We start from the raw sequence: 24,412 nt of genomic DNA, 5'->3' as shown, positions 1-24,412 counted from the left end.
GTAGAACTATCACTGTTAGCTTTATACAAAACCGATGACACCTTGTGCTTGGCCTCGCATGCACAAGGTGTGATTGACCTAGGTGTCATTAAAGATTGTGAGATGTGATGCAAACCCCTGTTATCTCGTGTAATGCTTTTAGTTCAAAAGGCACCAAACCTATCAATCAAGATGCGTATATCTGTGAGTGCTTTATTACAGATGAAGAACCTTCTAAGCAAGCTTCTCGGGGCAAAAGCTCCCAAAGCAAAAGACCTATTCACCTATTCGCTATTGCTGATGGCGTTAGTAGTAGTACGGTTAGCCAATGGGCGAGCGACTATGCAACATCTCAATTTTTAAAGCTATTCAAACTTGCACCTGAACAATGGTCTATCGCGGAAACTGCAACAACAATTATCAAAGAAATAAATGCGCTGCTCTACACTAAAAATCAAAATAGCGCATTTTGTTATACTCCTGAAAAAGGCTACGTATGTACGTTTTCCGTACTCATTTTAACTAGCCAAACAGTGCACGTTTTTCACATTGGTGATGGCGAAATAAAACAGGCAATCGGTAGTGATGTTAATACTCTTACAAATGTACATCGTGAAGTAAGTAGAGAATCATCAGCGCATTCTTATCTGTCAAATGCGCTTGGTATTAGTGCCCAAGTCGAAATAGAAGTTGCTGAATACCCCATTTCAGCAGATTGCGCATTTGCTATTTGTACAGACGGTGTTTATGAACACATTGATATGTGTGAAACGCTCAAGAACATTATAAATTCAAAATCGTTAGCAGAAAATGTGGCTGAAGAAGCAGTACAACGAGCAATCGACAATGGCAGTAATGACAACTTAACCCTCATACTTATTACTATTTCCGGCATCACTGGCATCAAAAATGACACTTTACAATTAAGCCAAGAAACGTATGCCAAGATTGAGAAACCAGAACTGCGTGTGGGGGACACAATTGATGGATTAACCATTAAACGCCAATTATATACGTCTGCGCGCAGCCACGTTTTTCTCGCGAGTAGTAATAGAAATACTTACGAACAAGATACTAAGAAAACTTCTGTTGTACTAAAAGTTCCTGCAACGGAATTTGTGCAAACCGAAGCATTAAAAAAACAGTTTAGCATTGAATCCTTTTTGACGCGTCGTATACATTCACCTCACGTTATTAAAAGCGAATATTTGCGAAACCACAGCGCGGCTTTGCTACCATCGAGTGAATATAGCCTTTATCAGTATTTTGAAGGTCAAACCCTGTCGCAATGGATACTAGACAATCCTCGCCCTTCCCTCGAACAGGTGAGAATTATTATTGAGCAAGTGGCAACGGGTCTACAGGCTATGCATCGACAGGGGCTCATTCACCAAGATTTACGCCCAGACAATATTATGGTTAATAGTGAAGGGCACTGTACAATTATTGACTTGGGCGCCGCTGCGCTTATCGATGCACCATATCTTTACTGCGAAAACCCCATTCCAGGTACTGCGTTATATAGTGCACCAGAGTACTTCTTAGGCGAAATTGGAACCCCACAATCCGATCAATTTTCCTTGGCTGTACTCGCTTATTTTCTATTATGTGGTCGCTACCCGTATGGCACTAAAATGGCTCATTGCCAAACCGTTTCCGCACAGAACAAACTAAAGTATAAAAGTGCGATAAATACTACGCTCTCTATTCCCCTATGGGCAGATAATACGCTTCGTCGCGCACTACATATAAACCCGACAAAGCGCTTTTCTTCGTTATCTGAATTTACGTTTGCACTGCGCTACCCCAATCCCAGTCAGCACAATTCTCATGTTCCACTTATCCAACGCCATCCTCTTGTCGTCTATAAAGCGTTGGTTCTTCTACTCGTGTTCACCAATTTGGTGACACTGGTACTCTACAATTAATTGAAAAGGAAAATCTATGATTACCTCAAGAACACAAGTTACTGAAATGATTCAATCTGCAAAAGTGCTTAAAGGTATTAAATGGCGTCAAATAGCAGAAGTTATTGGACAGTCAAAAGAATGGAGTACGGCAGCTTGTCTTGGTCAAATGACAATGACTAAAGAGCAAGCAACTGCCGTGGGTAAATTACTTGACCTGTCTGATGAAGCTGTTGCGTGGCTACAAATAACACCTTACAAAGGATCGCTTCCCACTGAAGTACCAACAGATCCATTAATTTACAGATGGTATGAACTAGTCAGTGTGTACGGAACGACACTTAAAGAATTAATCCATGAAGAATTCGGCGATGGCATTATGAGTGCCATCGACTTTTCAATGGACCTACAGCGCGAGAACAACCCTAATGGAGACCGTGTTAGTGTTGTAATGTCCGGTAAATTCTTACCTTATAAGATGTACTAATAAGAGCCTAATGTCGGCAAGTAGGAATACTGTGCCGACAATTTACTATTGCGTTTTCGGCATTGTCTGTCGTTTTTCGAGTATTAGCCAAACACTGGTTATCGTGAACCAAGTGATCATACCAAACAGATATACCATAGATAGATGGTTGTAGGCCTCGTTAAGTACCATCATTCCTAATACACCAACCGCAATTCCCCACAGCTGCAAAAGAAAATGAAAACGCCGTTGCAGTAACAACAAAACATTAATCAAGAAAAGCCACAAATCTATTCCCCATTCGGTACTTGCCCTTAATTTATTAACTATGGCATAGATATCGATCGTCAACTGCGCCTGCATATAGTCGCTGTCAAAGTGCCGCCTAATAAGCATTTCATTTGACATCGTTTCTATTATGAACATGGTGGTATCGTGCGAGAGATTTAAAAAGCTAACAGCGGTGCACAAAATAGCGAGCTTTTGAAATGTAGTAGGTGACTGTTTAACAAAAGCGCGGTTAAGAAAGAAAACGGCCAATCCGAGCAATGGAAAAACTGCAAAATGCCATAAGTGCAGTAACCATCCAAATTCCAATATGACCCGTATACGCCCATGGGGAAATTGATAGATATCTGGAGCTATCCATTTTAACGTGATTACGCCAAGAATAAAGCACAGAGCACATATCGCTGAAGATGCCACTGCTTGAAGTTGTAGTTTTTGCGTTGTCACTTTACTTATCCTTGTTGCGGCAATCCCACTTCGACCACGACAGCATAAAATTAATTCCTAGCAATTGCTCTCAGTATATATTGCCAAAAATAAACCACTAGAGATAAAAAAAGCCGGTCATAAGACCGGCTTTAAAACAGTTAGAAGCGGCTGGATTTCCAACCCACACACAGTGCTAATTACTTAGCAGCTTTACGTGCTTTTGCTTCTTCAATTACTTTGTCAGCTACGTTCTGAGGACATGCTGAGTAGTGGCTGAATTCCATAGAGAACTGACCACGACCAGATGTGATAGTACGTAGGTGACCGATGTAACCAAACATCTCAGATAGAGGTACGTCAGCCTTGATGCGAACGCCAGTAGCGCCAGCTTCTTGGTCTTTGATCATACCACGACGACGGTTAAGGTCACCGATTACGTCACCAACGTTGTCTTCTGGGCTGAATACGTCAACTTTCATCACAGGCTCAAGAATTTGAGGACCCGCTTTTGGCATTGACTGACGGAATGCACCTTTCGCTGCAATTTCGAACGCGATTGCTGATGAGTCAACTGCGTGGAAACCACCGTCGAATAGTTCAACTTCAACGTCTAGTACTGGGTAGCCCGCTAGAGGACCTACTTCCATCATGCCTGCGAAACCTTTTTCGATTGCAGGGAAGAATTCTTTAGGTACATTACCGCCCACAACAGTAGATGTGAACTTGAAGCCAGAGTTTGTTTCGCCCGGACGGATGCGGTAATCAATCTTACCGAATTGACCAGAACCACCAGACTGCTTCTTGTGCGTGTAGCTGTCTTCAACCGCTTGCGTGATAGTTTCACGGTATGCAACCTGAGGCTGACCAACTTCTAGCTCAACGCCGTAAGTACGCTTCAAGATATCAACTTTGATGTCTAGGTGAAGCTCACCCATACCTTTAAGGATGGTTTCGCCTGAATCTTCGTCAGTTTCAACTTGGAAAGATGGATCTTCTGCTACTAGTTTACCGATAGCGATAGACATCTTTTCGTTAGCGCCTTTGTCTTTTGGCTTAACAGCAATTGAGATTACTGGCTCAGGGAAGATCATTGGCTCAAGTGTACAAGGGTTCTTCGGATCACATAGTGTGTGACCAGTTTGAACGTTCTTCATACCTACAACAGCTAGGATGTCACCTGCTTGTGCTGAAGTAAGTTCAGTACGTTCGTCAGCGTGCATCTCAACCATACGGCCGATACGCTCAGTTTTACCTGTTGCGCTGTTAAGAATAGTGTCGCCTTTGTTTAGTTTACCAGAGTAGATACGGATAAACGTAAGGGCACCGAAGCGGTCGTCCATGATTTTGAACGCAAGCGCACGGAACGGCTCGTCAACAGATACTGTTGCTACTTCGCCAGTAGGCTCACCAGTTTCTTCGTCAGTTAGATCTTGTGGATCAACTTCTGTTGGAGAAGGTAGGAAGTCTACAACTGCGTCAAGAACTAGCTGAATACCTTTGTTCTTAAATGCAGAACCACAGTAAGTTGGGAAGAACGCTAGGTCACGAGTACCTTTACGGATACAACGCTTAATGTCTTCTAGAGACGGCTCTTCGCCATCCATGTAAGCCATCATTAGGTCGTCGTCTTGCTCAACAGCAGTTTCGATTAGTTGCTCACGGTACTCGTTCGCTTTATCAACCATGTCTGCTGGAATATCTACAACTTCGTAGTTCTCAGGAAGACCTGAATCGTCCCAGATGTACGCTTTCATGTCTAGAAGGTTAACAACACCTTTGAAGTCGTCTTCGATACCGATTGGAAGCGTCATTACTAGTGGGTTAGCAGCAAGTACTTTCTTAACTTGGCCAACAACACGGTAGAAATCTGCACCCATGCGGTCTAGTTTGTTTACGAAGATTACACGTGCAACTTCTGATTCGTTAGCATAGCGCCAGTTAGTTTCTGACTGAGGTTCAACACCGCCAGAACCACAGAATACACCGATACCGCCGTCTAGTACTTTAAGTGAACGATATACTTCAACTGTAAAGTCAACGTGTCCCGGAGTATCAATGATGTTCATGCGGTGATCTTTCCAGAAACAGGTTGTTGCTGCTGACTGGATAGTAATACCACGCTCTGCTTCCTGCTCCATGAAGTCGGTAGTTGATTCACCATCGTGAACCTCACCAGTTTTATGGATTTTACCAGTAAGCTTCAAGATACGTTCTGTTGTGGTAGTTTTACCCGCGTCTACGTGGGCGAAAATACCAATGTTTCTGTATAAAGATAAGTCTGACATTAGTTCACTTTCATTGGTTCAGAGTAAAAAAACGGCGAGATTATAAAGGATTTCTATACCAGATTTACACCTTTTTTAGCATAAACCTAAAATTCGTTAGCTCAAATCCGCGCCACCATCTAAAATTTTCTTTAAATATCAAAAACTAACAAGATTATGATATTTTTTTGAGCAACAACAAAATCACACCTCATCTGTTGAAGTGCGAACAATTGTTACTGTAACTTCATCTCTGTCGTGGTAGAGATGTCTCACCTTCACCGCAAATGCATCTTCAAGTGCATTCAACCGGTCATTAAGCAACGTCATGGCTTCTACAACAGTTTCATAGCGCTGCTTCATAGGTAGCTTCAAATTAAAAATGGCATGCGTGGCCCAGTGTTTAATTAACCAGTCACCCATTAACTTAGCTACCCTATCGGGTTGCTCTATCATATCACATACGAGCAAATCTACACGACCAAATTGTGGTCGGTAAGTAAAACCATCTGCAGCGTGATGCTCTACCAGCCCTGTACTCATTAAACTATCGGCAACAAGCCCGTTGTCGATAGCTTCAACATACATACCGCGTTTAACTAATTGATACGTCCAGCCACCCGGGCATGCGCCCAAATCTACCGCTCGCCCGCCACTTCTTAGTACTTTGGCCTGCTGCTTTTCATCAAGCATATTCACCAGTGCATCTTCAAGCTTTAACGTAGAGCGGCTTGGTGCATCACTCGGGAACTTTAATCGGCAAATGCCCAAATGATCATGGCTTGCATGGCTTGGTAATGTATAGCCAATATGACAACATTCAAATGATTCAAAGAAAATATGCAGTTTAGGCTTTCCCTTATTTTCTTTTGCTGTAAGCCAATTCGCTTTGCGTAGCGCTTGTCTTAAGGGAACCGTAAACTTTCTGCAGAATTTTGCTAATGTCTTACCGTCTTCAGTATCAGGATATTCAACATCAATGGCGCCAAACACGGAAAAAGGTTTTTCTACGCTACTTAGTGCGTCTAGAATTTGCCCTACTCTGTCCTCTTTTTCGATGTCTGCCATAGTCGAAAACACAGCGATTAGCTGTCGAGGAAAAATACTATCGTTAACAGCAAACTGAGTAATACAGGCTTCTAACTGGGTAGCATCGTACAAATGGTAGTGAACGAAACCTTGGTTTTTCTTTGACACTGGATAACCAAAGCAACCGGCTTCACCATAACGCGTAGTCAGTTCATTAGCCGTGTCGCTTTCATAACCCGGTCGGCAATAGGCGAGTACACTATGATTTGACATCATTTTCTCCCTTATCTCCTATTGATGTGCGAGCTTTAATTAATCCAACCACAAGTAACCCCCACCCAACAATAAAGAACATACCACCGATAGGTGTAATTGGGCCGAACCATTTAATTCCTGTTACCGCAAGGGCATATAGGCTCCCACTAAACAGCACACAACCAATGATAAAACACAGAGCGACTCGATTAAGCCATTTGCGTGATACATAAGCTGCCAAAACAGGCAAAAGAAGTAACGCTAAACCGTGATACATTTGATAGCGCACCGCAATTTCAAAGGTGATTAAGCTATTTGGTGATAGCACTTGCTTTAACCCATGCGCGCCGAATGCACCCAGTACAACACTAAAGCCAGCCAAGAGGGCGCCACAAACTAAAAACCACCGGTTTATCGGAGGTACGCTATTTTCTACTTTTGTCATACAAAGATTTGCTCATTTTTTATCGCAAGCCAACACAATATGTTTGATATTAAGGTAATTGGCGGTTGATGAAATCTGCCACTATTGTCGCCGCAGACTCGATATGCGCTTGTTGTGTTTCACCACTGGCCTTACGAGGTTTAAAACTGTGATCGCCGTCACTTAAGAATGCTAATTCGATGCTGTCTGCCAACGAATATTGCAGTATTTCTTGCTGTGTTCCAAAAGTATCTCGTTCACCTTGAATAATCAGCATTGGCTTTTTCATACACTCTAAATGCGCTGTGCGTGTTTTTTCAGGCTTTCCAGGAGGGTGGAAAGGATAACCTAATGCAATAGCGCCTTCGGCCAGTTCAAGGTTATCTAACAGCATACTTGCCATCCTTCCGCCCATTGATTTACCACCAATGTACAAAGGCAAGGTATTTCCCTCCTCAAAAACCTTGTCGATAACACTTTCAAAGTGCGCTAAAAGTTTGTCAGCTTTATCAGGAGGTCTTCGCTTTCCCGTTTCTTTAATGGTTTGCATATAAGGAAAGTTAAACAACACCACGTTAATTTGAAGAGCGCAAAGCTTCTGTGCAATGTCTTGCATAAACTCATCCTCTTTCCCTGCACCTGCGCCATGGGCTAAAACTAAGCACGCCTGAGGGTCAGTTGCCTTATTTATTTCTATATCAAACATCGTCTTGTTCAGCTTCAACCAAAGATAAAATCCAGTCTCTAAATGCGGCTATCTTACCTAATTCAGCTTGAGACTCCTCACACACCAAGTAAAACGCGTCTCTACTTTCCACACGCTCTTCGAAAGGCATAACTAATCGACCGGCTTCAATTTCAGGGCGAGCAAGTACTGTATTGCCCAAAGCAATACCCTGCCCTAAAGCAGCGGCTTGTAACACCAGCATTGAATGACTAAAAACAGGCCCTTGATTCACATTAATACCCGGCACGCCAACATGCTTGAGCCAGTTTTTCCAAGCGGTTCGACTCATGTCGTGAAGTAATACGTGATGTCGTAAGTCTGACAAATCAGATAACGGCTTTGGCCCTTGGAAAAGCAAAGGAGAACATAATGGGGTGAGAAACTCTCTGTGCAATTGGTCGGCCTGCAAACCAACCCAGCGCCCTTTTCCGTAATAAATGGCAACATCGACATCGTCTTCTAGAAAGCCTTCATCGTAGTCCACCGCTTTAATACGCACGTCAATATCAGGATGTGCCAAACTAAACTTATGAATACGGGGCACCAACCATTGGCTGGCGAAACTAGGTGGCATGGCAACGGTTATTGCGCCTTTACTGCCTTTGGCCAATAACCTTTCCGTTGCCTCTTGAAGGTTCTTAAAGATGTCTTTTAACTCGAGAAAGTAAGCTTGGCCTTCCTCAGTAAGTAATAGTGTGCGATTTCGCCTTAGAAACAATTTCATTGAAAGAAACTCTTCTAATGCTTTGATTTGATGGCTCACCGCAGCTTGAGTTACAAAAAGCTCATCTGCCGCTTTCGTAAAACTTAGATGACGGGCAGCCGCCTCAAAGGCCTTAAGGGCATTCAGCGGGGGTAAACGTCGGTGCATCATTACTTTTTATTCCAGTGTGACCGAAGCATGACAAAAGCATTAGTTTTTCTAATGACATCCCATACTTTAACTCGTTTTATTTTCAACCTAATCCTGTTTACTATTTACCCGAATTTTAAAAAGCGATTTTAAATTCAGTATTTTACAATACATCATTGTTAATAGATTTAACATTTCAAAACATATTTTTAATTATTTTTATTAGGTGTGAAAATGAAAAAATTACTTTTAGCTAGTGTTTCTGTAATGGCATTCGCCAGTGCCGCGGCAAATGCTAACGCACAACCAGAAAAGATCAATCTACAATCTCTTATTAATACCGCAATGACGAGTGTAAAGATGGCCGATGTGCTACCTGAGAACGATGCGCATATCATTGTTAAGAAGCAATCAAAAGCTATATTGGCAGAAGCAACTCAAGTTCAATTACACAAGAACTTGTTAGCTATGACCGAACGTGAAGAGAGTACTGTCGTCACACAAGGCGAATAAACCCCTCTCACACCTGATACGCATGCCGGTGCAAGCACCGGCATACGCCATCAAGTAGTCAATATAAGCAGTATTACGTATTGCTCGTATCTAGAGGCTCAAAACCTTTCACTAATTCATCCAATGCTTTCATTTGTTGCAAGTACGGCTCTAGCTTCGCTAAAGGCAACGCACAAGGCCCATCGCACTTTGCTTCATCTGGATTAGGGTGAGCTTCAATAAACAATCCAGCTAACCCCAATGCCATGCCACTTCGTGCTAATTGTGCTGCTTGTGCTCTTCGCCCATCAGCAGATGTTGCGCGACCACCAGGCATCTGTAACGCATGGGTTGCATCAAAGATTACTGGCGCATATTCTTTCATTGCATCCATACCAAGCATATCAACAACAAGATTGTTGTAGCCAAAACAACTGCCGCGCTCACATAGGATCACATTGTCATTACCTGCTTCACTTAATTTACCCATAATATGGCGCATTTCGTGAGGTGCTAAAAACTGTGGCTTCTTCACATTGATCACATTGCCCGTTTTTGCCATTGCAACAACGAGATCGGTTTGACGTGCGAGAAAGGCTGGAAGCTGAATAACATCAACCACTTCTGCAACAGGTGCCGCTTGATGTGGCTCGTGAACGTCAGTAATAAGTGGCACATTGAAAGTTGATTTTATTTCTTCGAAAATGCGTAGCCCTTCTTCCATGCCTGGGCCTCGATAAGACGTAACAGAAGAGCGATTAGCTTTATCAAAAGACGCTTTAAATACATAAGGTATGTTGAGCTTTTGCGTAACTTCAACATAATGCTCGGCAATACGCATTGCCAAGTCTCTAGACTCTAAAACATTCATCCCACCAAATAGAACGAACGGTAAATGGTTAGCGACTTCGACATCGCCAACGCGAATAATCTGCTGAGATTCAGACATTTTTTTATCCAGTTATATCTTTAAAAAAGTACTTAAAAAAGCGGTTGTTTAGTTACTGCAACCATTGCCGTTGCCATTAATACAGCCAGCGCCGCAACAAAAAAAGCCCAACGGCCAACAGTGCTTTTTGCCCTTTTGAGCGCAAACAAACCTAATACGATATACAGCACAACACCAATTAACTTAAAAGTTAGCCATGCATTTGCAAACGGGTATTGAGACAGAATAACACACAACCAAATTGCACTTGCCAATAGAATGGTATCGATAACATGTGGCAGTATTTTCACCCATTTTTTTGACAATGCCTGGGCATCAAATTGTGACCAAATAAACCTAAACACAAAAAAGAGAATACTGAGTGCTACAGCCGTTAAGTGTAGGTGCTTAGCCATCATATACATAAAATAAGTCCTGTTAGTAATTCAAAAAAACTCAGGTGCCCTAGAGCTTGCTCACCTTTGTTTATACATTGTGCATGAGTCATTTTTTTAGTCAGACAATCGCAAATATACGTAGTTTGGTGGGCACAAATAACAGGCTCTTAAGCACTTAATATTATGATTGGTTTGGAATGTTATGTCTCGTTTCTTTTAATCGCGCTTTAATCACTTTATTTTGGTTCGTCTGGAAAGTGAGTTTGAATCGCCATAAATGCTGGAAGATCATCAAGAAGCAATTTAACCAATGAGGGGTCAAAATGCTGCCCACTCTCCTGACGCAACGCTTCTTCTACTTTATCTACCGGCCATGCAGGTTTGTATGGCCTTTCATTGAGCAAAGCATCGAAGACGTCAACCAAGGTGGCTATACGACTTTCTATTTTAATGTTCTCTTTCGACAAACCATCGGGGTAACCTTTTCCATCCCAACGTTCATGATGCTCACGTGCTAAGGTAGCGGCCAGTTGAATAGTGGGTCGCGTAGAGTTTTTCAATATTTGATAGCCAAATTCCGCATGCTTGCGAATTTCGAAAATTTCATCTTCGCTGAGCGGTGATGTTTTATGCAATATAGATTTGGGTACAATGGATGTCCCTATATCGTGTAACGGCAGTGCGAGTTTCAAGGCGTGTATTTGTTTTTCATTCAACCCCGCTTTGCTTGCCAGTAGCCCTGCCATTTCAACCATGCGATTGATATGATTTGACGATTCAGACTCATGCTCAAGCACTTTACCTAAGCGCTCAATGATTTCTCGTTGTGTCGCTTCAACGTCAACGGTTTTTAACACATTATCAAACGCGAGTTGCACACTGTCGGAGAAACGCTTCACTAGGTGCCTGTCACTTTCGCCAATTCTACGGGGAAGACCAGACAAATACAGCAAGGCCCCCTTGTGCGACTTGCTATTACAATAGGCCACAACATGATCTTCAGCATAAACGATTTTCTTGTCGCGCATAGCTTGTGCACATAATGCATATTCCTGTGCGCTGATAGCGTCTTTCAGAGCAATACCTTCCTTACTGGCGTACTCTCCATTACCTGCAAATACATAAAGCTCATCTTTACCCATGGCACTGTTAAAGTTTTCTAACGTGCGCGACGTAGTCGCAACAGCCGTCGTGATATATGCGGCATCCTTAGAGCATCCCAAGATAGAGGCGAGTTGCTGAATAATACCTTGCATGAACTTTTCAAGGGAACGCGAAGAAAAAAGGTCCACAGAGGCATCAATAATTTTTTCTAGGCCTCGGCGATTTTCTTCAATGACGATAATGTCACGATAAGAACGAAGTGCAGCAATAATAACAGTAAAAAGCTTTTGCGCGGTGAGTTCAGTTTTCGACTTATAATCATTAATGTCGTAGTTAATGATAACGTCTTTTTCTGGCGCCTGACCGGGTTGCCCTGTTCTTAAAATAATGCGCGTGAAGTGGTTATCTAATTCGTTGCGAATGTATTCCGCTACTTGTAAACCAGCATCGTCGGTTTCCATCACAACATCAAGCAACACGACAGCTATATCATCGTGTTCTCTAAAGCATTTCTTTGCTTCTTCCCCACTGTATGCACTCACGAACTCGAGTGTTTTCCCATTGAGGCTAAAATCATTTAATGCAAGTTTGGTAACCGCGTGTACTTCCGGTTCGTCGTCAACAATAAGTACTTTCCAGCTACCCAGATCATCTAGCTCTTGTTCTTCATCATCTTCAGCAAACAGAAAATCATCGTTCATCTGGTACGTCCTGTAATGTATAACCCGTATTATAAAACTGTTAAGCTTTTCGCTTTTTTATTTTTTGGTTCGTTTCAAAGATACTAATGCAAAACAAAATTTAAGCAAGTATGCAGAATTATCTTATTAATGTACCTAAGGTAACCCGGTCGTTTCCGCCGTAGTCGCGAACTGTCAGAACGTTACTAAACCCTTCATTACTAAGGAGTTGACGAACGGGTTCTCCTTGATCAAATCCGTGCTCAAAAGCGAGGAGCCCTCCATTTTTCAAGTGGAAAGGCGCTAGTTTAGTGATATGTCTTATGTCATCTAGCCCATCAGCACCGGATGTGAGTGCCGATTTGGGTTCAAATCGCACATCTCCTTCAACAAGATATGGACTAGTATCTTCAATATAAGGCGGGTTTGAAACAATGATATCAAACTGCTGCTGCCCTACTGCACTGAACCAATCACTTCGAAGAAATTGCGCATTCTTAATATGATTTTGCTTTGCGTTGCGTTTTGCGAGTGCCACTGCTTCTTCAATAAAATCCACACCTATAACCTTTGCGGTTGGCAATTCTGATGCCAGCGCCAGTGCAATAGCACCAGTTCCCGTGCCTAAATCACAAATTGTCATTTCAGCTACTGGAATTTGCGACTGCTTAGCAAGAGCCCAATCTAATACTTTTTCAACCAACACTTCGGTGTCAGGGCGAGGAATTAAGGTATGCAGTGAGGTTTCAAGGGACAAGGTCCAGAAGTCGCGTTTACCAATAATGTAAGCCACCGGTTCACCGGTTTGCCTTTTTGCAATGGCACTTTCAAATTGCGCGAGAATAGCATCATCTATGTGTTTTTCTGGCCACGTAAAAAGATAAGTTTGGGACTGATTTAACAAATGAGACAAAATAACCTTTGCATCAACAGAGGGCGACTGGCCGCCCTCGAGTTGTTGTGTAGCCCATGCGAGAGCCGCATCAATACGCATACTTATTCGTCAGACAGCGAGGCTAACAAGTCAGCTTGGTGTTCTTGTAAAATAGGGTCGATAAGTTGTTTTAAGTCCCCTTCCACCACTTCATCAAGGCGATAGATAGTAAGATTTATACGGTGGTCTGTTACGCGACCTTGTGGGAAATTATAGGTTCGAATACGCTCTGAACGATCGCCACTGCCCACCAAGCTTTTTCGAGTAGATGCTTCTTCTGCAGCGCGCTTCTCTTCCTCAATTTGGTTTAAGCGTGCTTGAAGCACTGACATCGCCTTAGCACGGTTTTTATGCTGTGAACGCTCGTCTTGACATTCTACCACTAGGCCCGTTGGTAAGTGGGTAATACGAATTGCAGAATCTGTTTTGTTAACGTGCTGACCACCGGCACCCGACGCACGGAAGGTATCAATGCGAAGCTCCGCAGGGTTAATTTCAATGGCCTCAGACTCTGGAATTTCGGGTAAAACCGCTACTGTACAAGCTGATGTATGAATTCGACCTTGTGATTCGGTTTCTGGAACACGTTGAACGCGGTGACCACCTGATTCAAACTTCAATATGCCGTAAACGCCATCACCGCTAACATTAGCGATAACTTCTTTATACCCGCCATGCTCGCCTTCGTTGGCGTTAACAAGTTCTACACGCCAACCACGACTTTCTGCATAGCGACTGTACATACGGAAAAGATCACCGGCGAAGATAGCGGCTTCATCACCACCTGCACCCGCGCGAATTTCTAAGAAGCAGTTGTTGTCATCGTTAGGATCTTTCGGCAGAAGTAAAACTTGTAATTCAGTCTCAAGACGCTCGATTTCAGCCTTAGCCTCTTTCATTTCCTCTTGCGCCATTTCACGCATTTCAGCGTCGTCTTCGTTTAGCATTTCCATCGCAGACGCCAAGTTTTCCTGCGCCTGCTGATAGGCATTAAACCCTGCAACCACATCTTCCAACTGGCTGAACTCTTTTGACAAGTTGCGAAACTTCTCTTGATTGCCGATAACCTCAGGGTCGCCTAACAGGGCCTGAACTTCTTCGAAACGCTCTACTAAGTGTTCGAGCTTCCTAACTACCGACTCTTTCATATGCTTCTTATTACCTTATTTATTCTCATCTGACGAATAATCAGACAATGCTAATGCTTGACCCATCCAACGGCTTAATGCTTGATCATCTTGCATGGCTGCTTCGCGCAACGCCAACGTGGTAGGGTGTAAAAGCGCATTGGTTAGCTTGTACGCCATCTCTTCTAACACCGCGCTAGCCTCTTTACCCTCAGCCAGTTGTGCTTTGGCCTTTTCTACCAGTTCGTCACGTTGTGCCATGCCCTTTTGACGATACTGCCTTACTAAATCAATAGATTGCTGCGACTGCTTCCAACTCATGTAGTCGCCAGCTTGCTTATCTATTAGCTTCTCTGCTTCAAGGGCAGCTTGTTCTCTATTTTCTAAATTCTTTTGAACGATGTGCTGTAGGTCGTCTACCGTGTATAAATAGGCATCACCCAGCTCGTTTACTTCAGACTCAATGTCTCTTGGTACTGCTAAGTCCACCAGAAACATCGGCATGTTCTTGCGCTGCTTAAGCGCTTTTTCCACCATGCCTTTACCAATTAAGGGTAGCTGACTGGCTGTGGAACTGATCACTATATCAAAATCTTTAAGATGCTCAGGCACTTGAGAGAGCGTATACACACTGGCACCGAGTGTTTCAGCCAGCGCTTCAGCGCGAGCTACAGTGCGATTAGCAACCGCTAAACAACTTACACCCTGTTCTTTTAAATGTTGCGCCACAAGTTCTATGGTCTCACCTGCACCGACCAACAAAACAGATCGTTTAGGCAGCTCAGCAAATATGTGTTTTGCCAACTGCACAGCCGCATAAGCTACACTTACGGCATTTGCGCCTATGTCTGTTTCACTTCGCACTCGTTTTGCAACAGAAAAGGTATGTTGAAACAGTTTATCAAATTCACTGCTGATCATACCCGAGTGCTTTGCATCACCGTAGGCTTGTTTTACCTGCCCAAGTATTTGTGGCTCACCCAATATTAACGAATCTAAACCACTCGCCACACGCATTATGTGCTTTACCGCATCATCTTGCGATAATACATAGCTGTTATTCGCAATATCTTCCACATTGAGGTGATGAAATTCACTTAGCCACTGCAACAGCTTTTGACCACTGTCATCTTGCGTATTTACGTATAGTTCTGTGCGATTACAAGTCGACACAATGACCGACTCGTCAACGCCATCGAGCTTTTTTAAGCTCGCAAGGGCTTCCACCAAAGAATCTGGTGTAAAGGCCACTTTTTCACGTAGTGCGACTGGGGCTGTTTTGTGGTTAATACCGAGGGCGAGTAAAGTCATTAACATCTGTGCTGGCAACGTCGGAGCGGCATTGTACGAAAAAGCCAAAATGATTGAAAGTGTTGGTGAAACTGTGTTCCCATATTGTTATTACTATTTTAGTTGTATTTTTACTCAAGTGAGCACTTTAGATGATCCGCAATTTTCTTTTCTTTTGTACGGTTGGCGTTTTACTAAGTGCTTGCGTAACTGCGCCCAAAGGCCCAGAACACGCGGTTAACCTTACAGCACAGCTACACAATATTGCGCAAGTACAACAGTGGCAAATGCGCGGAAAAATAGCGTTTCGCCAAGGTAAGGAAGCAGCGAGTCTTAATTTAGTTTGGAAAAACGATTCCGGTGATTTTGATTTTAGATTAACCAACTTTTTAGGCGTAACCATGGTTAACCTAACTGTTGATCAGAACAAATCGGTATTAGAAGCTGATGGTGAAACCTATGTTGACGCTTTGCCAGAACCGCTGATTTACCAAATTACGGGTATGGTTATTCCCGTTGAGCCTTTATTGTCGTGGGTAAAAGGGCTTCCATTGAAAAACGATACTTACACGTTAACGGAAAAGGGATTAGTTGATACGTTAAAGTCTGGTTGCACTACATGTCAAAATTGGCAGGTGAATTACGGTAACTATGGCCGTGTTAATACCGCCAAAGATAAAGAAGTCTGGTTACCTCACAGCATTACCCTTACACAGAGCGCTGCATCAGGTTTACCCAATACTCAGCTTAAGATTAAAATTTATCAATGGACTCTCAATTGAACACGCAAACTTCCCATGACTGGTGGCCTTCTCCAGCCAAATTGAACCTATTCCTGCACATTTTAGGTCGTTATGAAAATGGCTATCATCAACTTCAAAGTCTTTTTCAAATGCTCGACTACGGTGACAAACTCGCTTTTGATATTACAGAGGATAGCGCCATTTGTATGGCAACCCCATTAGCGGGCGTTGACGATGACGATAATCTTATTATCAAAGCTGCCCGATTATTAGCCAAACACACACAGTGCAAAAAAGGGGTTAGTATTACCCTAGACAAGTGCTTGCCCATGGGTGGCGGTATAGGTGGCGGTTCGTCAAATGCGGCAACCACACTGGTTGCACTTAATCATTTGTGGAAGACGGGTTTAAATGAAGATGAGTTAGCCGAGCTTGGCCTGGTATTGGGCGCTGATGTACCCATTTTTGTACGCGGTAGAACGGCTTTTGCTGGCGGTGTTGGCGAAGAAATCACACCCGCTCCCCAAAAGGAACTCTATTTTTTAGTAGCCAACCCTAATGTTCACGTGAGTACGGCAGAGGTGTTTACTGCACCAGAATTGCCCAGAAATACCCCTGCGATAGCATGGGAAGACTATAAATTTGAAAAAACACGCAATGATTGTCAGCAATTAGTCGAGAATCGCTATCCTGAAGTTGCAAAATTATTACAGTGGTTGGTAAACTACGCACCGTCGCGAATGACGGGTACAGGTGCATGTGTATTTGCCACTTTTTCTGACTACACTTTAGCCGAACAAGTTAGGGCCAAAATGCCTGAAGCTTGGCAGAGTTTTGTCGCAAAAGGTGTGAATCGCTCACCACTATTAGACAAATTAGAACAACAAAAATAGTGTGCACGCCAAATCGGACACGAACTTAAAAATTGGGGTATAGCCAAGTTGGTAAGGCAGCGGGTTTTGATCCCGCCATTCGTAGGTTCGAGTCCTGCTACCCCAGCCAAACCTCTTTTATCAACGCACTGAGGAACCACTTGTGCCAGATATGAAGCTCTTTGCAGGTAATGCCGTCCCAGAACTTGCCCAGAAAGTCGCCGATCGCCTCTACACCAAACTTGGAAATGCCAAAGTTGGCCGTTTCAGTGACGGTGAAATTAGCGTAGAAATTCATGAAAACGTCCGTGGCTCGGACGTTTTTATTATCCAATCTACGTGTGCACCTACTAACGATAACCTTATGGAACTTATCGTGATGATCGACGCCCTGCGTCGCGCATCTGCGGGTCGTATTACGGCTGTTATTCCATACTTTGGTTATGCACGTCAAGACCGTCGTGTTCGTTCAGCAAGGGTGCCAATCACTGCAAAAGTTGTGGCAGATTTTCTGTCTAACGTAGGTGTTGATCGCGTACTCACTATTGACCTACACGCCGAGCAAATTCAAGGGTTCTTTGATGTTCCTGTTGATAACGCATTCGGTACACCAATCCTTCTTGCGGATATGGTTAGACGTGACTTTGTCGATCCAGTAGTGGTATCGCCAGATATCGGTGGTGTTGTACGTGCTCGAGCAACGGCAAAATTGCTTAACGATACCGACCTTGCAATTATCGATAAGCGTCGTCCTAAAGCTAACGTGGCGCAGGTTATGAACATCATCGGTGATGTAAAAGACCGCGACTGTATCATTGTGGATGACATGATTGATACAGGTGGCACACTGGCTAAAGCCGCTGAAGCACTTAAAGCTCACGGTGCGCGCAAAGTATACGCATATGCAACCCATGCCATATTCTCTGGTAATGCAGTTAGCAACTTAAAAGAGTCTGTTATTGACGAAATTATCGTTACTGACTCAATCCCACTTAGCAAAGATATGCAGCAAATGGGCAAAGTAAAACAACTTACCTTGTCTGAGATGCTTGCTGAAACAATTCGCCGTATCAGTAACGAAGAATCTATTTCAGCGATGTTTGAATATTAATTTCAAACGCTAATTTGCAAAAAGCACCTTCGGGTGCTTTTTTGTTGTCTGTTCTTTTTTACTTTTAAGAGATGTCTTCTGCATAGCTGGCATAACTTTTCTCATGTAGAGTTTATGGATTCCGATCTGTTTTCCAACCTCTTAGAAGCCTCCACTTCGTAGCATGCATACGCTTTTCTTATTGTAAATTAACGTTATACTCGTTGAGCAATGACTTAATAAAAACAGATTTCAAACATTGTGATTTCTCAACCTAAGGAATGAAACATGAAAACAAAACCATGGTATGTAGTTGTGGCGCTAGCGGCATCGTTATCGATAGTGGCGTGTTCAGACAAAGAAGAAAAAGGAACAAGCACAGTGACAGAGAAAAATGAAAGCGAGGTTACGCAGGCGAGTAATTTACCGTCTAACTTGGTTGCCGAGCCAGTGACCCAATTAGACGCAAAAGAAAACAGTGAAAAACAGGAAGTAACCTTAACAGGTACTATTGTATATAAAGACCTTGAAGGTGGGTTCTTCGCATTTATTACCCAAAATGGTAAACACTATACCCCTCACGGATTGGACGAAACGTACAGAAAAAATGGTCTATTGGTGGAAATTACAGGTATTACAAAACCAGATATCATGACCACAACGCAATTTGGCACCGTCCTTCAAGTAACCAGCGTAAAAGTAATTAGCAGCGAGAATGTGAAAGACAATAATATTTAGACTTTTGTCTAGTATTTTTACAACTAAACGTTTATACACAACAGTGCAAATAATTTAAGTCATTCCCTATCTATTAGGTAAAGCGTAATTGTATTGGTCTACATAAGATGGTAGTATTCGCCGCCCTTAAAATTCTGGGCAGTGTTTTTATAGGTTTCATGTCGTATAAAAGCACTGATTAACAGTAGGTTTTGGTCGCAAAAATCTACAATAATTAGACTTAATATTTTGGAGACAGACAATGTCTGAAGCAATTTTTAACCTAGACGCATCTGTTCGTACAGACCTAGGGAAAGGTGCGAGCCGCCGCCTACGTCGCGAAGATAAGCTTCCAGGTATCATTTACGGTGGTGAAGAAGCACCAGTTTCTATCACTCTTGCACACAACAAAGTAATTCAAGCTGCTGACTTTGAAGCATTTTACTCTCACGTTCTTACACTAAACGTAGACGGTAAAGCAATTGAAGTACTTGTAAAAGACATGCAACGCCACCCGTACAAGCCAAAAATCATGCACATTGATTTCCAACGTGTAATTGCGGGTCAAGACGTACACACAAACGTGCCTCTTCACTTTGTTAACGAAGAAACATCTGCTGCTGTTAAAGCGGGCGGTGTAGCTGAGCACCACGTAACTGAAATCGAAGTTACCTGTCAGCCTAAAGATCTTCCTGAATTCATCGAAGTAGACATGTCTGCGATTGAAATGGGTCAAACACTACACTTGTCTGATCTAACTCTTCCAGCTGGTGTTGCTTCAGTTGAACTTGCTAAGAACGACGAAGCTCACAACCTAGCGGTTGTAACTGTTAAGCCTGCTAAAGGCGCAGCAGCTGAAGACAGCGAAGAAGAAGCTACTGAGGAATAATCCTCTTGGCTGATATTCGCCTTATCGTGGGTCTGGGTAATCCAGGCCCCGAATATGAAAATACCCGACACAACGCCGGTGAATGGTTTCTAAACCAACTAGCCGTCGCCTATAACGCCCCGCTAAAACCAGAAACAAAATTCTTCGGTAAAACTGCACGTATCACCATTGCAGGCAAAGACATTCGTTTGCTTTATCCCACTACGTTTATGAACAAAAGTGGTCAAGCAGTTGCGGCGCTTGCCAACTTCTACCGTATAGAACCAGAACAAATTCTCGTCGCATTTGACGAACTTGACTTACCTCCAGGTGTTGCAAAATACAAAATAGGCGGAAGCTCAAGTCAAAACGGTGTGCGTGACATAGTGGCTAAAATGGGTAACAACAAAGATTTTTTACGCTTGCGCATTGGTATAGGTCACCCCGGTCATAAGAGCCGTGTAACGGGACACGTACTAGGAAAGCCTTCAGCAGAAGATAAGATAGCCATCGACAGTGCTATTGACGAAGCGGTACGTTGTACTGAAATTCTACTAAAAGAAGACTTAAAACAAGCGCAAAACAGGTTACACTCACACAAAGCGTAATCTACTAGCCAGTTAACTTTTCCAAACAAGGATCCATATCATGGGTTTTAAATGCGGTATTGTTGGCCTACCCAATGTAGGTAAATCAACACTTTTCAATGCATTAACAAAAGCAGGTATTGAAGCGGCAAACTTCCCTTTCTGTACTATCGAGCCGAATACAGGTGTTGTACCTGTACCAGATCTTCGTTTGGACAAACTTGCTGAAATTGTTAAACCTCAGCGCGTTATTCCAACCACCATGGAATTCGTGGATATTGCTGGTTTGGTTGAGGGTGCATCTAAAGGTGAAGGGTTAGGAAACAAATTCCTTGCTAATATTCGTGAAACCGACGCTATTGGACATGTAGTTCGCTGTTTTGACGACGAGAACATCGTACACGTTGCAGGCCGCGTAAGCCCTAAAGATGATATTGACGTTATCAATACAGAGCTAGCCCTAGCCGACTTAGAAACCACCGAAAAAGCACTTCACCGTGTAGCAAAGCGTGCTAAAGGTGGTGATGCGGATGCGAAGTACGAATTAAAAGTACTTGAGAAAATAAAACCGCACCTTGATGAAGGTTTACTTCTTCGCTCTCTTGAGCTTACAAAAGAAGAGTTAGCCGCCATTAGCTACATGAATATGTTGACACTTAAGCCAACAATGTACATTGCAAATGTTAACGAAGATGGCTTTGAAAACAACCCGTATTTAGACCAAGTGAAAGAAATTGCAGCAGGCGAAAATGCTACGGTTGTGGCTGTTTGCGCTGCAATTGAAAGCGATATTGCTGAACTTGAAGACGACGAGCGTGAAGAGTTCATGCAAGACATGGGGTTAGAAGAGCCCGGCTTAAACCGTGTTATTCGTGCGGGTTATAGCTTGTTAACGCTTCAAACCTACTTCACTGCGGGTGTAAAAGAAGTTCGCGCATGGACTTTCCCTGAAGGCTCAACTGCACCGCAAGCTGCCGGTAAAATCCACACAGATTTCGAAAAAGGCTTTATTCGCGCTGAAATCGTTGGTTACGACCACTTCGTTGAATTTAACGGAGAACAAGGTGCAAAAGACGCCGGTAAGTGGCGCTTAGAAGGTAAGGACTACATCGTTAAAGACGGTGACGTTATTCACTTTAGATTTAATGTTTAAGTTGAAAGGGCCTGACTCAGTTCAGGCCTCTTTTATGTAACAAGCCACTTCCTATCACCTCGTGGAACTCGTTCTGCAATCCCCACTTTAATTCCTGAATATGCTTTGATTACTTTCTACTCTTACTAAGAGTTTTAAATATATGAAGATAAATAGGACGTATTCACAGGTTAAGATTGAATCTATAAAAACATGAAACACATTCTATAAAGCGACTAACTTCCATAGACATTAAAGTAGGATATGTAAGTGAGAAGGACGCAAAAAAAAACCTCCAACGTTCAACATTTGGAGGTTTTTGAGTGTACTACGAGTGGCCTTACGATCTACGCACTCGAGCTACTGTCATTAGCAAGAATCCCAACATCGCAAGATAACCAGGTTCCGACACTGCATTAACGTCAGTGTACTTGTAAACAATTTCTAAAATGCCATCGGCGGAGTTTTCGTAGACGATTGAACCACTACCACCTGCACCAGCATTAGCAACACCGGCCGCATCAATTTCAATTGAACCATTTCCAGTTCCAATGAAAGAGTTAAAAATTAATGCGCTTAACGGATGTGCACCACCCGTGCTGGTGTACGTTTCCGTATTCGAAGCATTGGGAGTAACATTACCTGACGAGACAGTCGCTCCATTTGCAACGTTCAAAAAGGTTTGTGAATACTCAGGGAAGACTGTGACCAGATCAATGCTTCCACCGAAACCTCTAACTGTCAAATTAGCTCCAAGGTTCAAAGAAATATCTGCTGCATTAGTACCGACATTTGTACCAGAAATACTACCGGTGGATGTTCCCGTTAGTTTAAGCTCAACCGAATTAAGAACTCGAGTGCCGCCTAGGTCATCAAACAGCTCAAAGAAAAACGACAAAGGTCCCCAGTTTAGTTCTAGCGCACCAATATTTGTTCCGTCTACACTAGAAACTACTAGCTCTTGAGTAGCTGTACTCGTATCATCTCCAAACCAAAACTTTTGAGAAATGACACCTGCGTTTGCTGTTGCTGTACATACTGTTAACAACGCTGCTGTGAGAAATTTTTTAACCATTTTTTATGTCCGTTAGTATGGATGCCAGTATCTTTGGTTGTTAAGCATTTATAATGCCAAACATGAAAAACACAGAAAATACTTAAAGTTACATTGTCTCCCTCAATATAAAAAGTTGTCTGTGTAAAAAAAACTGACGAGACTTATATTATTAGATAATAACCGACTAAAGACATTATCTATCAACTTAACTATTCGTACTATCGAGCTTTTAAATTAATTAAGGCCAATAAAAAATGATCATTAATCGTCAACGAAATTACAAACTCAAAGCAATGCTATCAATCTTATTCATCATTCTCATCACTAATTCAGCCTCTTCTAACGAAAACCACATCAATAGTCCAAATGAGTTAGTGTATAAAAGTATTTCTCCGTGGTTTCACGTTAATAACTCTCAAACCATCACATTCAAAACAACCTACGGCGATGTTGTTATTGCCCTTCACCCCACATTAGCGCCTAAACATGTGGCTAGGTTTAAGAGGCTAATAAATGAAGGCTTTTATAATGAGCAGTATTTTTATCGTGTGGTTGATGGCTTCGTGGCTCAAGCGGGAAGTAACAACAATCATGATTCTTCTAAATTCGATAAGGCAATATTGTCAAATATTGAAGCCGAGTTTACTCAACCTCTTTCAAGTAATGCCACTATTATAGAAAGCGATGATATGTTTGCGCCTTATACAGGGTTCTTAGATGGCTTCCCTATTGGTATAGATAAAGAAAGAAACGAAATGTGGGGCCTACACTGTCCTGGCACGGTGGCTTTTGCGCGAAATAGCGAAAAGGATACTGCAAGTACCGAGTTTTATATAGTAATCGGTCAAGCACCTCGTCATTTAGATAGAAATATGTCGGTTGTTGGTCGAGTAGTAGAAGGTATGGAGGTTTTACAAAAGCTCCCCAGAGGAGACAAAGCGGTTGGCGGTGTTATTGAGGAATTACAAAGCGAAAGTATCATCAAACAAGCCTTTATTCACTCTGACGCGGTCGCGCCTTACTATGTTCAATTACCTGCTCACGAAGAATATCAAAAACGTATAAATACCGGCAAAAACCTAGATAACCCATTTTTTCATGATAATAGCTATGGACCACGCCCTATAGATGTGTGCTATTACCAAACTAAGGCAACCCAAAAACCACAATAATTTAGCAAGAAATAAAGGCCAAGTTGTTCAATTTCGCCACGTTTTGTGTGTTATTCATGCTAAACCGAACACTTAATGAGCATTTGGAAAAAGTTAGTAAAAAAGGGGTTGACGGTTGCCAGTCATATACGCATAATACGCGCCACTTCCTGAGAGGGGAGAGAATAAAAGAGGCTACGTAGCTCAGTTGGTTAGAGCACATCACTCATAATGATGGGGTCGCAAGTTCGAATCTCGCCGTAGCCACCAATTCTCATAATTCTCTTTTAGGAAAGTCTAGCTGCGCGGGAGTGGTGGAATTGGTAGACACGCTGGATTTAGGTTCCAGTGCTTCACGGCGTGAGAGTTCAAGTCTCTCCTTCCGCACCACGACTGGGGTATAGCCAAGTTGGTAAGGCAGCGGGTTTTGATCCCGCCATTCATAGGTTCGAGTCCTGTTACCCCAGCCATTCTTCTAGAATGATAATTACAGCTAGCGTCTACGCGGAAGTGGTGGAATTGGTAGACACGCTGGATTTAGGTTCCAGTGCTTCACGGCGTGAGAGTTCAAGTCTCTCCTTCCGCACCAATTGGGGTATAGCCAAGTTGGTAAGGCAGCGG

General features: G+C 42.8%; 24 protein-coding genes and 5 tRNA genes. 16 read left to right on the top strand and 13 right to left on the bottom strand.

All coding sequences use genetic code 11. The features are described from left to right. Positions 1-107: 107 nt before the first annotated feature. A complete protein-coding gene (locus tag EYR97_RS12205) occupies positions 108-1,907 on the top strand; it encodes a bifunctional protein-serine/threonine kinase/phosphatase (protein ID WP_131094224.1) in 1,800 nt (599 codons plus the stop codon). 16 nt (positions 1,908-1,923) lie between these two features. Further along, on the top strand, positions 1,924-2,373 hold the full coding sequence (cynS, locus tag EYR97_RS12200; RefSeq protein WP_131094082.1) for a cyanase: 450 nt from the start codon (positions 1,924-1,926) through the stop codon (positions 2,371-2,373). Between the two features lie 45 nt (positions 2,374-2,418). Here the strand turns inward: cynS and EYR97_RS12195 are convergent, their stop codons facing one another. From EYR97_RS12195 to EYR97_RS12170, 6 genes are all read right to left on the bottom strand, one after another. Further along, positions 2,419-3,087, bottom strand: coding sequence for a hypothetical protein (locus tag EYR97_RS12195; RefSeq protein WP_131094081.1), 669 nt, complete (start codon positions 3,085-3,087; stop codon positions 2,419-2,421). Between the two features lie 179 nt (positions 3,088-3,266). Further along, on the bottom strand, positions 3,267-5,354 hold the full coding sequence (gene fusA, locus EYR97_RS12190) for an elongation factor G (RefSeq protein WP_131094080.1): 2,088 nt from the start codon (positions 5,352-5,354) through the stop codon (positions 3,267-3,269). A gap of 183 nt (positions 5,355-5,537) precedes the next feature. After that, positions 5,538-6,635 (bottom strand): 23S rRNA (cytidine(2498)-2'-O)-methyltransferase RlmM, encoded by a 1,098-nt coding sequence (gene rlmM, locus EYR97_RS12185; RefSeq protein ID WP_131094223.1) that lies wholly within the window; start codon positions 6,633-6,635, stop codon positions 5,538-5,540. Continuing rightward, complete coding sequence (locus EYR97_RS12180) at positions 6,622-7,062, bottom strand: DUF423 domain-containing protein (protein WP_131094079.1); 441 nt, start codon at positions 7,060-7,062, stop codon at positions 6,622-6,624. Before EYR97_RS12180 ends, rlmM begins: the two co-directional genes overlap by 14 nt. A 49-nt stretch (positions 7,063-7,111) precedes the next feature. Then, a complete protein-coding gene (locus EYR97_RS12175) occupies positions 7,112-7,747 on the bottom strand; it encodes an alpha/beta family hydrolase (RefSeq protein ID WP_131094078.1) in 636 nt (211 codons plus the stop codon). After that, positions 7,740-8,639 carry a transcriptional regulator GcvA gene (locus EYR97_RS12170; protein ID WP_131094222.1) on the bottom strand — a complete coding sequence of 300 codons (900 nt, stop codon included), beginning with the start codon at positions 8,637-8,639 and terminating at the stop codon, positions 7,740-7,742. Before EYR97_RS12170 ends, EYR97_RS12175 begins: the two co-directional genes overlap by 8 nt. Positions 8,640-8,855: 216 nt before the next feature. On the opposite strand from EYR97_RS12170, the gene EYR97_RS12165 reads away from it, so the two are divergent. Further along, positions 8,856-9,134, top strand: coding sequence for a hypothetical protein (locus tag EYR97_RS12165; protein WP_131094077.1), 279 nt, complete (start codon positions 8,856-8,858; stop codon positions 9,132-9,134). Between the two features lie 73 nt (positions 9,135-9,207). On the opposite strand, the gene kdsA is transcribed toward EYR97_RS12165, so the two are convergent. The 6 genes from kdsA to hemA form a co-directional block, all read right to left on the bottom strand. Further along, positions 9,208-10,062, bottom strand: a complete 855-nt coding sequence (gene kdsA, locus EYR97_RS12160; RefSeq protein WP_131094076.1) for a 3-deoxy-8-phosphooctulonate synthase — start codon at positions 10,060-10,062, stop codon at positions 9,208-9,210. A gap of 32 nt (positions 10,063-10,094) precedes the next feature. After that, entirely contained in the window at positions 10,095-10,466 is a 372-nt protein-coding gene (locus tag EYR97_RS12155; protein WP_131094075.1) for a SirB2 family protein, read from the bottom strand. 209 nt (positions 10,467-10,675) lie between these two features. Further along, a complete protein-coding gene (locus EYR97_RS12150; RefSeq protein WP_131094074.1) occupies positions 10,676-12,244 on the bottom strand; it encodes a DUF3369 domain-containing protein in 1,569 nt (522 codons plus the stop codon). A gap of 118 nt (positions 12,245-12,362) precedes the next feature. Beyond that, on the bottom strand, positions 12,363-13,217 hold the full coding sequence (prmC, locus tag EYR97_RS12145) for a peptide chain release factor N(5)-glutamine methyltransferase (RefSeq protein WP_131094073.1): 855 nt from the start codon (positions 13,215-13,217) through the stop codon (positions 12,363-12,365). Between the two features lie 2 nt (positions 13,218-13,219). Further along, on the bottom strand, positions 13,220-14,305 hold the full coding sequence (gene prfA, locus EYR97_RS12140) for a peptide chain release factor 1 (RefSeq protein ID WP_131094072.1): 1,086 nt from the start codon (positions 14,303-14,305) through the stop codon (positions 13,220-13,222). Positions 14,306-14,320: 15 nt separating this feature from the next. Beyond that, complete coding sequence (gene hemA, locus EYR97_RS12135; protein ID WP_131094071.1) at positions 14,321-15,595, bottom strand: glutamyl-tRNA reductase; 1,275 nt, start codon at positions 15,593-15,595, stop codon at positions 14,321-14,323. Positions 15,596-15,726: 131 nt separating this feature from the next. On the opposite strand from hemA, the gene lolB reads away from it, so the two are divergent. The 8 genes from lolB (at position 15,727) to ychF (ending at position 21,604) form a co-directional block, all read left to right on the top strand. Then, complete coding sequence (gene lolB, locus EYR97_RS12130) at positions 15,727-16,356, top strand: lipoprotein insertase outer membrane protein LolB (protein WP_131094070.1); 630 nt, start codon at positions 15,727-15,729, stop codon at positions 16,354-16,356. Continuing rightward, positions 16,353-17,210, top strand: coding sequence for a 4-(cytidine 5'-diphospho)-2-C-methyl-D-erythritol kinase (ispE, locus tag EYR97_RS12125; RefSeq protein ID WP_404840966.1), 858 nt, complete (start codon positions 16,353-16,355; stop codon positions 17,208-17,210). The genes lolB and ispE overlap by 4 nt, the downstream gene beginning before the upstream one ends. 33 nt (positions 17,211-17,243) lie before the next feature. Continuing rightward, a tRNA-Gln gene (locus EYR97_RS12120) sits at positions 17,244-17,319 on the top strand. A gap of 33 nt (positions 17,320-17,352) precedes the next feature. Then, entirely contained in the window at positions 17,353-18,300 is a 948-nt protein-coding gene (locus EYR97_RS12115) for a ribose-phosphate pyrophosphokinase (protein WP_131094068.1), read from the top strand. 267 nt (positions 18,301-18,567) lie between these two features. Then, on the top strand, positions 18,568-19,017 hold the full coding sequence (locus tag EYR97_RS12110; RefSeq protein WP_131094067.1) for a ribose-phosphate pyrophosphokinase: 450 nt from the start codon (positions 18,568-18,570) through the stop codon (positions 19,015-19,017). A 241-nt stretch (positions 19,018-19,258) separates the two neighbouring features. Next, positions 19,259-19,885: a 50S ribosomal protein L25/general stress protein Ctc gene (locus tag EYR97_RS12105; RefSeq protein ID WP_131094066.1), complete on the top strand. Its 627-nt coding sequence runs from the start codon at positions 19,259-19,261 to the stop codon at positions 19,883-19,885. 5 nt (positions 19,886-19,890) lie between these two features. Then, positions 19,891-20,472, top strand: coding sequence for an aminoacyl-tRNA hydrolase (pth, locus tag EYR97_RS12100; protein WP_131094065.1), 582 nt, complete (start codon positions 19,891-19,893; stop codon positions 20,470-20,472). A 40-nt stretch (positions 20,473-20,512) separates the two neighbouring features. Further along, positions 20,513-21,604, top strand: a complete 1,092-nt coding sequence (gene ychF / locus EYR97_RS12095) for a redox-regulated ATPase YchF (protein ID WP_131094064.1) — start codon at positions 20,513-20,515, stop codon at positions 21,602-21,604. Between the two features lie 319 nt (positions 21,605-21,923). Here ychF and EYR97_RS12090 read toward each other — a convergent pair whose 3' ends face one another. Then, on the bottom strand, positions 21,924-22,658 hold the full coding sequence (locus tag EYR97_RS12090; protein WP_131094063.1) for a choice-of-anchor E domain-containing protein: 735 nt from the start codon (positions 22,656-22,658) through the stop codon (positions 21,924-21,926). 236 nt (positions 22,659-22,894) lie between these two features. On the opposite strand from EYR97_RS12090, the gene EYR97_RS12085 reads away from it, so the two are divergent. The 5 genes from EYR97_RS12085 to EYR97_RS12065 all read left to right on the top strand — a co-directional run bounded on the left by EYR97_RS12085 (position 22,895) and on the right by EYR97_RS12065 (position 24,380). Next, a complete protein-coding gene (locus EYR97_RS12085; RefSeq protein WP_131094062.1) occupies positions 22,895-23,812 on the top strand; it encodes a peptidylprolyl isomerase in 918 nt (305 codons plus the stop codon). A gap of 172 nt (positions 23,813-23,984) precedes the next feature. Further along, positions 23,985-24,061: transfer RNA gene (locus EYR97_RS12080), tRNA-Met, on the top strand. Between the two features lie 35 nt (positions 24,062-24,096). After that, a tRNA-Leu gene (locus EYR97_RS12075) sits at positions 24,097-24,181 on the top strand. 4 nt (positions 24,182-24,185) lie between these two features. After that, positions 24,186-24,261 (top strand) — tRNA-Gln (locus EYR97_RS12070). 34 nt (positions 24,262-24,295) lie between these two features. Next, positions 24,296-24,380 (top strand) — tRNA-Leu (locus tag EYR97_RS12065). The last annotated feature ends 32 nt before the right edge of the window (positions 24,381-24,412 follow it).

Origin of the sequence: Alteromonas sp. KUL42 (assembly GCF_006538325.1) — a bacterium.
Taxonomy (GTDB): domain Bacteria; phylum Pseudomonadota; class Gammaproteobacteria; order Enterobacterales; family Alteromonadaceae; genus Alteromonas.
Note: the sequence above shows the minus strand (reverse complement) of the source record. Positions and strands in the feature narration are given on the sequence as shown.